This window comes from Legionella saoudiensis, from assembly GCF_001465875.1.
In the GTDB taxonomy this organism is placed as follows: Bacteria; Pseudomonadota; Gammaproteobacteria; order Legionellales; family Legionellaceae; genus Legionella; species Legionella saoudiensis.
In genome coordinates this window covers 382,481-395,259 of the sequence record NZ_LN901322.1, presented here as the reverse complement: position 1 = coordinate 395,259, position 12,779 = coordinate 382,481, and the positions used below count along the sequence as shown (strand labels likewise).

The window sequence follows — 12,779 nt, the reverse complement described above, 5'->3', positions numbered from 1 at the left end:
TTATTATTCCGGTAATGTAGTAATTGGGCTTTTATGCTGGCCACCTTCAATCGGTGATTGTGTATCTGTAGTTACTGGAAACCCTTTACGCACGATCCGTCCCATTAACGCAACGCCAACAGGAAATATAATTAAGTACACTGCCATATAACCGATAAGTGAGAAAAGCACATCGCCACCGGTTAAGGAGGGCGTAATTGATTTCGCCGTACGTAATAAACCATAAACGGTCCAAGGTTGTCTTCCTACCTCAGTGGTTACCCATCCTGCAAGTACTGCCAGAAAGCCAAGAGGACCTACAAATTGGCAAAGGCGGATAAACCAGGGAGTATATAAGCGATGCCCGATTCTTAGACATAAACTGAGTAGGACCAGCCCTAACATTATCAACCCAAGGCCAAACATGACACGAAACGCAAAAAAGGGTATTGCTACAGGAGGACGCTGATCGGCAGGAAACTGTTTCAATCCAGGAACGATGCCATTAATGTGATGAGTGAGAATCAGGCTACCAAGCCAGGGAATTTCAATGACTGCGTCATTTCGTTCTTCTTTTTCATTAGGAAGAGCAAAAAGTACCAAGGGAGTTCGTTCTTCAGTATTCCAGTGCGCCTCAATTGCAGCAAGCTTGGCCGGCTGATACTTAAGAGTATTTAACCCGTGCATATCACCTATGATAATTTGCAATGGTACTAAGATGGTTAAGAGCCAAAAGGTCATGGAAAACATGATCTTAGCTTCTGTTAAAAATTGTTGCCTGCGAATAAAATAAGCAGCCACCGCAATAACAACTAAAGCTGTTGTTATATAAAAGGCAGTCACATTATGAGCCAATCGATAGGGAAAGGAGGGGTTGAAAATAATGCTTAACCAATCGGTTGGAAAAAATCGCCCCTCAATAAGCGAATAACCTGCTGGAGTATGCATCCAGCTGTTTGCGGCTAAAATCCAAAATGAAGAAATAAGCGTCCCCGATGCGACCATCAGCGCTGCTATAAAATGGGCCCAAGGCGGAACAAGGCTGCGACCAAATAAGAGTACTCCTAAAAATGCCGCTTCGAGAAAAAATGCAGTGAGCCCTTCATAGGCGAACAGTGGGGAAAGGACATTGGCTGTTGCATCAGCATATTGGCTCCAATTGGTGCCAAATTGAAAGGGCATGACAATGCCCGAAACCACACCCATCCCAAAGGTGATCGCAAAAATTTTTGTCCAAAATCCGGAAATACGAAAATAAATATCACGTTTACTTACAAAATATATGCCTTCCAGTAAAGCAATATAAGAAGCAAGCCCTACGGTAAAGGCTGGTAATAGAATATGCAAAGCAATAACCCAGGCGAACTGTAAGCGTGACAAAATAAGTGGGTCAAGATCCATAATATATTTTCAAACCAAGAAATTGATTTCATATTTCATCATATATAAGCAGATTTTTTAGAACAACCTAGTTAATGCTCTAATTGAAAAAAATTCGAATATGTGGTATCAGGATCTTGCAAAATTCTTAGACCATTGCGAAAAAATGACTTTTATTTTATGAGTTTTTCTAATGTTCAATACCAAAATCCATTAAACCATAACGGGGATTATAATTAGTCCCAAATCCAAGGCCATAATCACTTATACCATAGCCAGTAGATGAAATATGACTTGCATTATACCCCGGTGATACATATTCGGGCGTGGAATTTGTGCCAATAATGCATCCGGTTAAAAATAGTTCAGGTAAAAGGACTAATAAAAGCAAAATTATTTTTTTCATGGTGGTTGCCGTCCCTGAGTAGTATTGTATTTAAATTATACAACATGATTGCATGTATTGAGTGTAGTGAAGTACTTGCAAAAATCAGAGTAATAGCAATAATAAAGAAATAGCACTAAGACAGTTAACTTTTTTAGGATGTTCACAATGCTTATAGATATCCTTAAGGTTGGTTGTTTTACACTAATTATCCTTTCTTTGTTAATGTACGTTTTTCAACGTAATTTAATTTATTTTCCAGCTCAAGAGGTGCCTACGCGGCAAGCTTATCATGCCATGGACATGCAAGAGTTGCATCTTAAAACCAGTGATGGTATCGAGCTTCTTGCCTGGTACAAAGCAGCCCACACAAATCAACCTACCATATTACTACTCCATGGAAATGCTGGGCATATCGGTTATCGTATGTTTTTGGCCCGTGCATTTTTAGATGTTGGATTTGGGGTCTTGCTTTTAGAGTATCGTGGTTATGGGGGAAATAAGGGGAGCCCAACTGAGGAGGGGTTTTATACTGATGCACGTACGGCCATCCATTTTTTGCAGCAACAAGGAATTCCTTCGCAACATTTAGTGCTCTATGGTGAATCTATAGGTACCGGTGTGGCGGTAAAAATGGCAGAAGAATTTCCCGTTTGTGCTTTAGTCCTGCAGTCTCCATATACCTCCTTGCCGGCAGTTGCTCGTTACCACTATCCCTGGATTTTTATTGCACCATCAGATAAATATGATTCGCTTTCAAGAATAGCTAAGGTCAAATCTCCTGTGCTTATTTTGCATGGTAAAGAGGATAAGCTAATACCATTTGCACAGGGATCTACGCTTTTTAATAAAGCCAATGAGCCTAAAATCTTTGCTGCTTTAGACAATAAAGACCATAACAACCTTTGGGATCCAAATTTTGTTAAAATCGTTATGGATTTTATCCAATTACATTGCCTGATTCCTGCGTCAAATACAAGATAATGTTCCTCGTTGTAACAAGCGAAATAACACAACGCAAGGTTCCGCGCTTTGAACCTTTTGGTTTCTTCGCCATTTCCCCATAGGTCTGTTTTTTACTTTTTACTTCCGCGATAAATATAATCATTTCCATTGCCTCCTTAGATTCTGCCAGGAGTTATAACGCTTTGCTCTTCAATGGCTTTTTTAATGCGTTTAGCCTTGAGTGCATTAAAACTAATTGGTAAGCAATAAGGGTTGTAGTCGAATGCACCTGGGAATAATAAAAGATTCTGCCTGGCGATCCATGATTCTCGTACGCATTTGAAGCCTAAAATATCTCACCGGCCATCAGATTTTGCAAATATCACATGGAAAAATAGATCTCATATCCTTAGGTCCAATAAAAAAATCAAAGGTTCCCCTTTGTAAAAGGCCGTAAGTAGTACATTGCGTATTTTTTTTTATTTCCTACTATTATGCAGGAGTACCGTGGTAGCAAATTGGAAGTAAGAAATAATAATTTTTACTAATTAACTAACATAACAAGGAGATATGATGCGTACACTAAGTAAAATATTATCAGGTCTTTTAGTTTCCGGTTTAGGTGTTTCTGCTGCTTTTGCAGACATGCCATTTGCTCCAGCAACACAGCAAGTTAAAATTACTGTTGATTGTCCAGACATTGGTACTAAAGGTTTTGAAATAGTAACCAATTATGGAAGCTATTTGGCAGGTCCTGGAATTGAACGAGTTAATAGCGGAGCTCCTACTTATCCTTTATTCCAGGGTCCCGTATTAGCTGGAACTAACATTCCTACCAATCTTCATGCGCATCATTATAAAAACGATGGGGTAACGTATAACCCAGCAGATGGTGGTGTAGTTTGTAAATACAAAACTCATCTAGCAGGATATGATCCATTTTCAATCAGCTACATATTGGCAAATGCTACTAATGGTACTGTAGCGAGCAGTTCTCATGAACAAATTCATTTGAAAATCCCCGTTGGCTTTAAAAAATAAGTTACTCTACCTCTGCTGATTTTTTCAGCAGAGGTAATTTCCTTCCCCCTCATTTTTTACCTACTTATAAGAAAATCTCGCTGTTTGCTAAGGTCAAAACTAAGAGCTTAGTTTCTCATTGAACCTTTCGTTTTCTAAGCAAAACAAAGGAAAACCTTGATACCAGCTTCATCGGTCTTAACTAAACTTAGTTTGGGATAGAAATTATTCCATAACATACTAAAAGGAGATTGTATGAATACTTCAAATCAAAGTGGTCAAAGTTCAAGCTCTAATGAGGATAGAAAAAGAAATGATGAAAGTTCAGGAAAAAATGCAGATAGAAAAAAAGGCTCTGAAGGTATGACAGTCCAAGAAGCTGGAAGAAAAGGCGGACAACATTCTCACGATAATGACAATAAAAGATAAAAGAGGGGAAAGCATTAATTCCCGCTGTTTTGATTAAGAGTTTTGTCATTCTGTGTAGGCAGGAATCTATCCCTAGTGCGGTTCCAAGCACGTAAGAGATGGATCCCTTCCTACCCACCCAGGGTTGTCAACGAACTTAACTTGATGGTAATAAGTATCGCATCATCCTATTCAGTTTAACCCGAAATCTTCATCAAAATTAATCCGCTTATAATTAATAAGCCGGCGATTATTCTCATCACATTTGCAGGTTCTCCCAAAAGCACAATGCCTAATAAAAATGCCCCAACAGTGCCTATCCCAGTCCAAATTGCATAAGCAGTACCTAAAGAAAGGCTTCTCATCGAAATAGATAAAAGTATAAAACTAAACGCCATAGCAACAAGTGTAATAATTGAAGGGGTCAGTTTGGTAAAACCCGAAGACTGTTTCATATAATATGCCCAAACAACTTCAAGTAATCCTGCGAAAAATAAATAGATCCAGGCCATTTTTATTCTGCCTCATAAAATAATCTGGCCGTCCAGAATTGATAACCACAATGGATAAGGTCGTCCTTATACTTGGATTTTAGCATTTTCCTGCTTACTTAGATCATTTATTTCTTTATTCAAGGTATAACTTAATAAAGTTCGAATTAAGACAATGCTTGCAACAATGCCCACAGAATAATAATCAGGGGCCGTAGTTGTTCCGATTAAGTCTGCGGCAACAATAAACTCCAGACCTAAAGTTAATACTCTACCTAACCTTAAGCGGATTTGATTAATGTATGCGGAATCTGCGTAAAAGAGGTAGAAGAAATAACGAAATAAGGCAATGATAACTCCCAAAAAGATAATCAGTACGCCACAAAATGAAACACCATTTTGAATATATACTAATAGGGAATGTAAATTTAATAGTTCCATTATTTAGTATTCCTTTGGATTAATGTCTCATTATTTAGATAAATTTTAAGATTATCAAGTAAAGGATTCTCGTGAGTAGTAATGATCAAGAAGTTTATTTCTAAGCTTAGAATATATACATCATGGTTGCTAACCAATGGAAGGCCAACAATCGGACTTTTACCCCTACGGCGCTTAAACATAACCGTGGGGGCATTTGGTTTATCTAAAGCTTAGTTGTGGATTTTGTATCGTTTTGATTTTTTGTTTGTTCGTGAATTTCTGCAATGTATCCACCTGGGAATTGAACCATTGCTGAGATGCGGCTACCGGAGGTAATTGGTGCAACAAGAATCTGCGCTCCAGCCGCTTGCGCTTTATCCAGAGTTTCTTTTAAATTAGGAACTTCATAACCCGTCATTTCGTGCCCATAGGGCCAGGTTAAGTGCCCATTGGTCACGATTAATAACATTTTACCAAAACCAGATTCAATAGATATGCGCCGATAGGTGGTACCTGGTTGTCCAATCTCTATTCCAGAGGCCTTAGGCTCATCGGCAACAATTTTTCCTCGAGCAAAGCTATTGAAACGCTGTGCGAATAAATTCGCGCGATCCGGAGAAATATAAATACGATTCTCAGGGATTGTAGTTAAAGGGGCATACGCTGGAGGTGTAGTATGCCAATAGATTTGCATGTTAACGCCACCTGGCCACTGAATAATGGCATCACGACCAACTGGATCTTGGAAAGGGGCTACGATAACATCGGCGCCGGCAGAGCGTGCCGCCAGAATTGCTTTATCAAAATCATTAACCAAATAGCCAGTTCTTTCCGTGCCGAAAGGATAAGGAATGGGTGTTTTAAATCCAAATACAGAAATTGTGCCCGCTGGGGTTAGCGCTAGTTGCGACATTGTCTGGCTTGGGGTTGGTGTTACCTGAAAAATTCCTTGCTTGGATGTTTTTCCGCCAAAAGTGCTGACAAAACTAGAAACAAATTGATTAAAATCTTCAGGGGCCACATAAACATGAGTGGTATCATATTGAGGTCCGACAGCAAATCCTGCGTTTTGCGCTGCGTTGCCCGTACACTGAGCCATAATAAATAAAATAAAAGCGCTTATCCCTAGTTTTCTCATGTGAGTATCCTTACCTAATAATTAAATCGCTTTCCTTAGGGGCAAGGATTATATCTGTATTTATATTTTTTGTAACCCTGCCCCTAAGTATTAAAAGGGCAACAGGAAAGACAAGGTGAGCTATAATTGATCTATTATGTGGGCATGGCGTAATGGATAGAGTCATAGGAGAACCTAAAGATGGATGCGATTTATTACAATGGTAATTTTAAAGGTTCAGGCATCAATAAAAAAACAACAGCTGTTGCCATTAAAAATCATCGATTTGTGCAATTTGGTTCAGATGATGAAATTATGAAGTTGAAAACCGCATCAACGAAGCTAATTGATTTGCATAAAAACACAGTGATTCCAGGCTTAAATGACTCGCATATTCACCTAATTCGTGGCGGCTTAAACTTTAATATGGAGTTACGTTGGGATGGGATTCCCAGCCTTAATGAAGCCCTGCATATGCTCAAAGAGCAGGCTGCTCGTACCCCAGCTCCGCAATGGGTTCGAGTTGTAGGAGGCTGGACCGAGTTCCAGTTCAAAGAACGCCGAATGCCTACCTTAGAGGAAATCAATGCAGTTTCTCAAGAGACTCCCGTTTTTATTTTACATTTGTATGACCGAGCCTTACTCAATAAAGCCGCACTCAATGCGATTGGCTATGATAAAACTACTCAGGAAATGCCAGGTACCCAAATTCAACGGGATAAATTCGGCAATCCTACTGGCATGTTAATTGCTCACCCCAATGCTATTATCCTTTACTCTGCTTTGGCACAGGGCCCAAAACTAGGTCGCGATGATCAAATCAATTCCACTTTACATTTTATGCGTGAATTAAATCGCCTTGGAATTACGAGCATTATTGATGCAGGTGGTGGTTTCCAAAACTATCCCGATGACTATGAGGTGATACAACAGCTGGATAAGGAAAATAAGCTGACTTTGCGTATTGCCTATAATTTATTCACCCAAAAGCCCGGCCATGAACTCGAGGATTTTACCCATTGGACGCAAACCTCAAAATACCAACAAGGTAATGATTATTATCATCATAACGGGGCGGGTGAAATGCTTGTTTTTTCTGCGGCTGATTTTGAAGATTTTTTGCAACCTCGTCCTGACTTGCCGCCCATTATGGAAGAGCAGTTAAAACCGGTAGTCGAAGTTTTGGCAAAAAATCAATGGCCATTCAGATTGCATGCAACTTATGATGAATCCATCGCACGTGCCTTAACCGTGTATGAAGAGGTGAATTCTGAAATCCCCATTAGTCAATTACATTGGTTTTTTGATCATGCTGAAACCATTTCCGATCAGTCAATTGAACGGGTGAAAAAGCTAGGTGGAGGCATTGCAATTCAAAATAGAATGGCCTTTCAAGGCGAATATTTCAGCGAACGCTATGGGGCAGAAAAAACCTTACGTACGCCACCAATTACTAAAATTATTGAGGCGGATATTCCTGTTGGTATGGGAACTGATGCGACACGAGTCTCAAGCTATAACCCTTGGTTGTGTTTGTATTGGCTCACTACGGGAAAAACCGTAGGTGGGCAATCATTATATAAAGAAGACAATATTCTTTCGCGAGAAAAGGCCCTAGAGCTTTATACAAAAGGAAGTGCCTGGTTTTCTAACGAAGAAAAGAGTAAAGGCTCCTTTCTTCCCAACCAGTTAGCTGATTTTGCGGTATTATCAAAAAACTTTTTTCAGATTCCTGATGAGGAAATTAAAGATATTTATTCGCTAATGACGGTTGTGGGTGGGGAGGTTGTGCACGCTTGTGAACAGTTTTCTCAACTAAATCCACCTTTACCTCCAGTAAGTCCTTCTTGGTCACCTGTAAAATACTATGGAGGATACAATCGTAATAAGCTTTATACTTCTGCGGCATGTTTAGTACATCAACATCCTCATTCAACGTCGCGTTGTATTAATCAATCAGGACAATGGGGTAGTTGTTTTTGTTGGGCATTCTAGCTTGTAAATGATTAGGAACTGGAGCATCTCTATAGGGAGGTTCCCCGTTTCAATTAGCCCCCACCTGGAAATAGAACCACAAGCCCAGGTTAAACGTTAATACGGATTCATTTTTCGATGGGCGGATAGGTTTATGTAGTAACTATAAGGTGTAAAGATGGTAATTTATAACGTGTGAAGGTAGTGACTAACAAAGGGTTTCGTACCGAAAACTCCTGGGTTGCCTCATCACTACGTTCCTCGTAATGAAGGAGTACAAATTATGTTCAGTTTTTAAATGGGACGTTGTAATTACAGCCGTATATACGTTCAGGTTGAATATTGCCCTTCGTCATTGCGAACGAAAGGGAAGCAACCCAGGGGTTTGTGGCACAGAGCCTTAGGGTTGCGTCATTCTTCTCTGGACGTTAAGCCTTTTCTGAATTTCTTAAACGAATCCCTTTCTTTTCAATATTAATCAAACCACGTTTATAAAGCTGGCCTATCGCACTTTTAAAGTTTTTTTTGCTTTCAGCGAATGCCTGTTGAATTTCTGCAGGGGTACTTTTGTCATGCAAGGCTAAAAAGCCACCGGACTCCTCAAGCTTAGAGAGAATACGCTGGGCCAAATCATTAATACTACGTTGCCCTATTTGTCTTAAAGTAACATCAATTTTGCCATCTTCGCGTACCCTCTTAATATAGCCTTTTATTTTTTTACCATAAGTTAATGTTTGAAAAATATCATCCGTATGAATGAGTCCCCAGTGCTGGCTGTTGATAATTACTTTTCGCCCTAAGGGAGTTGTATCGGCAACAAGGAGGTTAACCTCTTCACCTGGTTCAAAACGCGCTTCGGTTTTATCCAAGAAATAATCAATTTTTGAACTGGCAATAATACGCCCCTGAGGATCTTGCTTTAAATAAACTAGATACGATTTCCCCTTTTCCATAGGAGAATGCTGTTCTGGCTTAGGTACTAATAGATCTTTATCTAATCCCCAATCGAGAAATGCTCCTACCGTATTTACATCAACTACTTTTAAAAAAGCACAGCTACCCATCTTTGCATGAGGGCGGATGGTAGTAGCAATAATTTTATCTTCTGAATCAAAGTAGACGAATACATCGAGAAGATCGCCAACTAAAGCACCTTTGGGCACCCATTTATTAGGTAATAATATTTCACCCCATTCACCTCCTTGCAGATACACGCCAAAAGGAGCTTCTCGTACCATTTTTAATTTATTAAATTGCCCAACATTAACCATGACTAAACTCATTATTCCTTCGATTAGTAAAGCTTAACACAGAACAAACGATGTGTTTATTATTTGTTGATGCTGCTTCAAAAACAAAAGCTGGCCGAGTTAATTATCCTTGGTGGGATAATTTCTGTTTTTCTAATAAAATAATATCGGTACTTCGTATACGTGATATTTTTTTGACGGTAGTTGGTGTTTTCTCAAGTAGGCTTTTTATCTCTGAAAATAAGTCAAAACCATGATGGTTTAATGGGCGTAATAAAAAATAAGCCTTGCCCTGCTGTGCCAAGGAGTTTTCCAGTGCACGAATATAATTCTGAAAAGTGCTATCCAGATAAAACCTACATCGATTTTTAAATTCAGACGGTGAAAGCACTCCATGACCGAGCTGGAAATAGGGGGGATTGCTAATAATTAAATCATATTTACCTTCCCATTCTTTTTCATGCAATTCATCGTAATTTAAAAGATGCCAGCGGCATTGCAATTCTGGGCGATTGATATGAGCTAAGTTTTGATGAAAATAGTCGGTATAAATATCCTGAATTTCGATAAAATCAATCTGCCGGATTTCTTGAAGATGCCAGGAAAGCTCCATCCCAATGACCCCACAACCCGCACAAAGGTCCAATATGCGCAAAGAACCAAGGTCTGATTGGGACTGTAATTCCGTCGCGACAAATTGTGCAAGCTGGACTGAGTCAAGGCTAAAATGGTATTCGTCGGGCTGCTTGTAATTATAAGTAAAAGGCATGATGTGTGTTCATTTTAAACTGCAAGAATTGTAAGTAATTTTATCGGTTAATTGTAGCTCCGAAGCATCATTTATTATTTTGAAGCCTGTTGCATGTAGGCTCTCGTATGTTTGTCTGCATGATTTTTGTATCCTTTATAACAAGATTGAGCAATTCGATTTATTAGCGGATCTGTGAACCCATTTAAAAAAGCATACTGAATGTTATCAGAACAATGATGTGCCTTATGATGCGTTTTAGAAAGTAATATGTAATGGTTTTGCAGCCATACAATAAGTCGATTTTTTTCAGTTGCATTATGGCACCAATAATGCGATAGCTCAGCAAGCGATGAAAAAATACCAAAAGCAACCAACCCAGTATTTAATGATACCCCTAAGCAAATAGTGAATTGCATTCCCGTTAAAACAAATAAATACAGTAATAGCCAAAATTTGGTTCCTGACTCATCAAAATAGACTCTTAACGGATGTCTTTTGGTATAAAAATATTTTGCATGATGAAGATGGAATGCGGCAATGTAAGGTCCGACTGGGGATTTGTAAGAAGTATTATTATCCATATACATATGCACTATTCCATTCACAAAGTCTGTAGCAATATAGGCAATTAACAAAACCAAAACTAAGCAGAAATAAGAAGTCTTTTCATAGGTAGAAATTAAATTAAATAAGGTGATTGCTTGTAAGGAAATTATCAAAGAGGATACCAATCGTTCAAAGGACTTATATCTACATTGAGTTAAATACTTCTGAATTGCTTGAACAAATTCGTTAACTTTATTATCGCTATGAGAGTCTAGAGAGGTCATGGATATTATTTAACACGCTTATTTCAGATAGGGGCCAATGATATCATTTCCTTATTAATATCTGTATTAAATAAGAAAAACCTGCGCAGAGAGCAATTTAAGGGACAAGGACTTATATAAGCTTGTCCCCCAGGTTGTTACATTCCTAATCGTAAAGAATTATCTTCAACCAGATAAAAACCATTATCTTCGCCATTAGTACCAGGTTGGAATTCTTTATAAGTGACATTAGGAGTGGGTATTGCACAAAGGTATAAATTAAGCGCACCTATGCCAATAAACACTGCAGTAGCTGGAAGTGCATCTTCATTATTATTAATAGTTTTTAGTAAATAGCTGGTTACTCCTATAAGCGCACCGATTGCTCCGGCTTTTATCGTACTCATATGGTTATTTTGGAATTTGAAAAAATCAAACATTTTCAGCCCCTAAATTAAAAGCAGCATAATAACATTTCTCATGCACAATGCATATTAATTAGCCATAGAAGGGTAAATAAAAATTAATGTGCTAATTCTTGACCTTGTTTAAATCTGAGGATGATGGGGATAGCCTTATTTATGTGGTTTATGTAGGGCTTCATTAGACAATATGTTAATTAATGTATCTGAATAAGGATTAATTATTAACTGCTCTTTTTGGGCTTTAGATAATTTTTTAATGTAACGTTCTATGCGCATTGCCATTGATTTACCGCTTTTAATCTCCCAGCTTTGAGCAATAACGGTGGGTTTGAAGCTGCGCGTGTATTTACTGCCTTTGCCTGCAAGATGTTCTTGGAAACGTTTTTTTAGATTATCTGTATAGCCTGTGTAATAACTTTGATTGCTGCAGTGCAAAATATAAACCCAATAAATTTTTTCAGACATGATTTAGATGTAAGGCAGTTTAACTCTATGATATGCAGGTTGTGCTTCATGAATCAAGTTTAACAAAATTATTAGGGTGAGCTTCCCTTTACAACCAGGTTTCGATAGATTGATGAAGGCTCATTCAATTGAGCCTTTATCAAATGGCATTTATTAGCCCGAATGTATAAGCAGCTCTTTACTTACCGATATAAATCCAGAGAACGGATAGCTTAATGCTGTAATTGCAGTAATGAAAAAGCTTATTACCAGGACCAGCAGAATGTGGGTGGTTAATTGTAGCGCACTTTGACGTAAAGTAAGTGAATTTAAAAAAATGGTAATAAAGGCAGCAATAAATATAAATACATACCATGCCGTGGGTATGGGACTGCTTAACATACTTAAACGATGATTTCGCTTTTCCTTAACTTCATTTAATGCACTTAGGATGCTGTTATAAAAAGCTTGGGTGGCGGAGTTATCAGGTACATATTGTTGCATTGAAGTATACAATGCTGATAACGTTTGACTCACTTGGGGAGAGGATTTTCCTTGGGCCATAGCAGGCCATTCATTTTCCATAACTTGTTTAATATAGAGTTCCGTTCCTGTTTGTATTTTATTGGCAACATTGGGTGGTAAAGCGCGACTACTTTCTTTAATGACCCCCAATTTGCTGCCTTCATCCACCACTAACCCCATAGCAGTTTGATAGTTGTTCCAAACCAGGAATAAAATAAAACCTAAAACGATACTGTAGGCGCCATTTATAGTCCCTAAGGAGATGCTAGCCACTTCGTCCAAATGATCATTAGCTTTTCTTTTTTTAGTTAAAAATTGCGTTGCTACAGTATAGGCTATTAGTGCAAATCCCACGTATATCAAAGATATTATTAAATAATACAGTGTTGGATGCAGCGTATGAATTAATGTACGAAACATGTTACAAGTCCCTTAGGTGTCAATATAAAGTTA

The 12,779-nt window shown here is 38.5% G+C and carries 15 protein-coding genes; 4 read left to right on the top strand and 11 right to left on the bottom strand.

The annotated features are described in order from the left end of the window. Nucleotides 1-3: 3 nt before the first annotated feature. A complete protein-coding gene (locus BN3124_RS06045; RefSeq protein WP_058533893.1) occupies nt 4-1,380 on the bottom strand; it encodes a cytochrome ubiquinol oxidase subunit I in 1,377 nt (458 codons plus the stop codon). A 169-nt stretch (nt 1,381-1,549) separates the two neighbouring features. Further along, nucleotides 1,550-1,765, bottom strand: coding sequence for a hypothetical protein (locus BN3124_RS06040; protein WP_058533892.1), 216 nt, complete (start codon nt 1,763-1,765; stop codon nt 1,550-1,552). Nucleotides 1,766-1,912: 147 nt separating this feature from the next. Between BN3124_RS06040 and BN3124_RS06035 the strand changes: the two genes are divergently transcribed. The 3 genes from BN3124_RS06035 (at nt 1,913) to BN3124_RS17000 (ending at nt 4,138) form a co-directional block, all read left to right on the top strand. Continuing rightward, nucleotides 1,913-2,728, top strand: coding sequence for an alpha/beta hydrolase (locus BN3124_RS06035; protein ID WP_058533891.1), 816 nt, complete (start codon nt 1,913-1,915; stop codon nt 2,726-2,728). A gap of 531 nt (nt 2,729-3,259) precedes the next feature. Further along, the gene (locus BN3124_RS06030; RefSeq protein WP_149865214.1) at nt 3,260-3,730 is read left to right on the top strand and encodes a hypothetical protein; all 471 of its coding nucleotides are present in this window, start codon (nt 3,260-3,262) and stop codon (nt 3,728-3,730) included. A gap of 234 nt (nt 3,731-3,964) precedes the next feature. After that, nucleotides 3,965-4,138: a KGG domain-containing protein gene (locus BN3124_RS17000; protein WP_149865213.1), complete on the top strand. Its 174-nt coding sequence runs from the start codon at nt 3,965-3,967 to the stop codon at nt 4,136-4,138. Nucleotides 4,139-4,314: 176 nt separating this feature from the next. On the opposite strand, the gene BN3124_RS06025 is transcribed toward BN3124_RS17000, so the two are convergent. The 3 genes from BN3124_RS06025 to BN3124_RS06015 form a co-directional block, all read right to left on the bottom strand. Beyond that, nucleotides 4,315-4,629, bottom strand: a complete 315-nt coding sequence (locus BN3124_RS06025; RefSeq protein ID WP_058533889.1) for a DMT family transporter — start codon at nt 4,627-4,629, stop codon at nt 4,315-4,317. Between the two features lie 66 nt (nt 4,630-4,695). Then, nucleotides 4,696-5,049, bottom strand: coding sequence for a DUF1622 domain-containing protein (locus BN3124_RS06020; protein ID WP_058533888.1), 354 nt, complete (start codon nt 5,047-5,049; stop codon nt 4,696-4,698). Between the two features lie 205 nt (nt 5,050-5,254). Further along, on the bottom strand, nt 5,255-6,169 hold the full coding sequence (locus tag BN3124_RS06015) for a hypothetical protein (RefSeq protein WP_058533887.1): 915 nt from the start codon (nt 6,167-6,169) through the stop codon (nt 5,255-5,257). Nucleotides 6,170-6,349: 180 nt separating this feature from the next. Between BN3124_RS06015 and BN3124_RS06010 the strand changes: the two genes are divergently transcribed. After that, the gene (locus tag BN3124_RS06010; RefSeq protein ID WP_058533886.1) at nt 6,350-8,143 is read left to right on the top strand and encodes an amidohydrolase; all 1,794 of its coding nucleotides are present in this window, start codon (nt 6,350-6,352) and stop codon (nt 8,141-8,143) included. Between the two features lie 407 nt (nt 8,144-8,550). Here the strand turns inward: BN3124_RS06010 and BN3124_RS06005 are convergent, their stop codons facing one another. The 6 genes from BN3124_RS06005 to BN3124_RS05980 all read right to left on the bottom strand — a co-directional run bounded on the left by BN3124_RS06005 (nt 8,551) and on the right by BN3124_RS05980 (nt 12,746). Further along, complete coding sequence (locus BN3124_RS06005; RefSeq protein WP_230849104.1) at nt 8,551-9,405, bottom strand: CvfB family protein; 855 nt, start codon at nt 9,403-9,405, stop codon at nt 8,551-8,553. 91 nt (nt 9,406-9,496) lie between these two features. Next, nucleotides 9,497-10,141, bottom strand: a complete 645-nt coding sequence (locus BN3124_RS06000) for a methyltransferase (RefSeq protein ID WP_058533885.1) — start codon at nt 10,139-10,141, stop codon at nt 9,497-9,499. A gap of 74 nt (nt 10,142-10,215) precedes the next feature. Further along, nucleotides 10,216-10,953, bottom strand: a complete 738-nt coding sequence (locus BN3124_RS05995) for a fatty acid desaturase CarF family protein (protein WP_058533884.1) — start codon at nt 10,951-10,953, stop codon at nt 10,216-10,218. Between the two features lie 137 nt (nt 10,954-11,090). Beyond that, nucleotides 11,091-11,372 carry a hypothetical protein gene (locus BN3124_RS05990; protein WP_058533883.1) on the bottom strand — a complete coding sequence of 94 codons (282 nt, stop codon included), beginning with the start codon at nt 11,370-11,372 and terminating at the stop codon, nt 11,091-11,093. A gap of 135 nt (nt 11,373-11,507) precedes the next feature. Beyond that, entirely contained in the window at nt 11,508-11,822 is a 315-nt protein-coding gene (locus BN3124_RS05985) for a GIY-YIG nuclease family protein (protein ID WP_058533882.1), read from the bottom strand. Between the two features lie 153 nt (nt 11,823-11,975). Then, on the bottom strand, nt 11,976-12,746 hold the full coding sequence (locus tag BN3124_RS05980) for a bestrophin-like domain (RefSeq protein ID WP_058533881.1): 771 nt from the start codon (nt 12,744-12,746) through the stop codon (nt 11,976-11,978). Nucleotides 12,747-12,779: the final 33 nt, after the last annotated feature.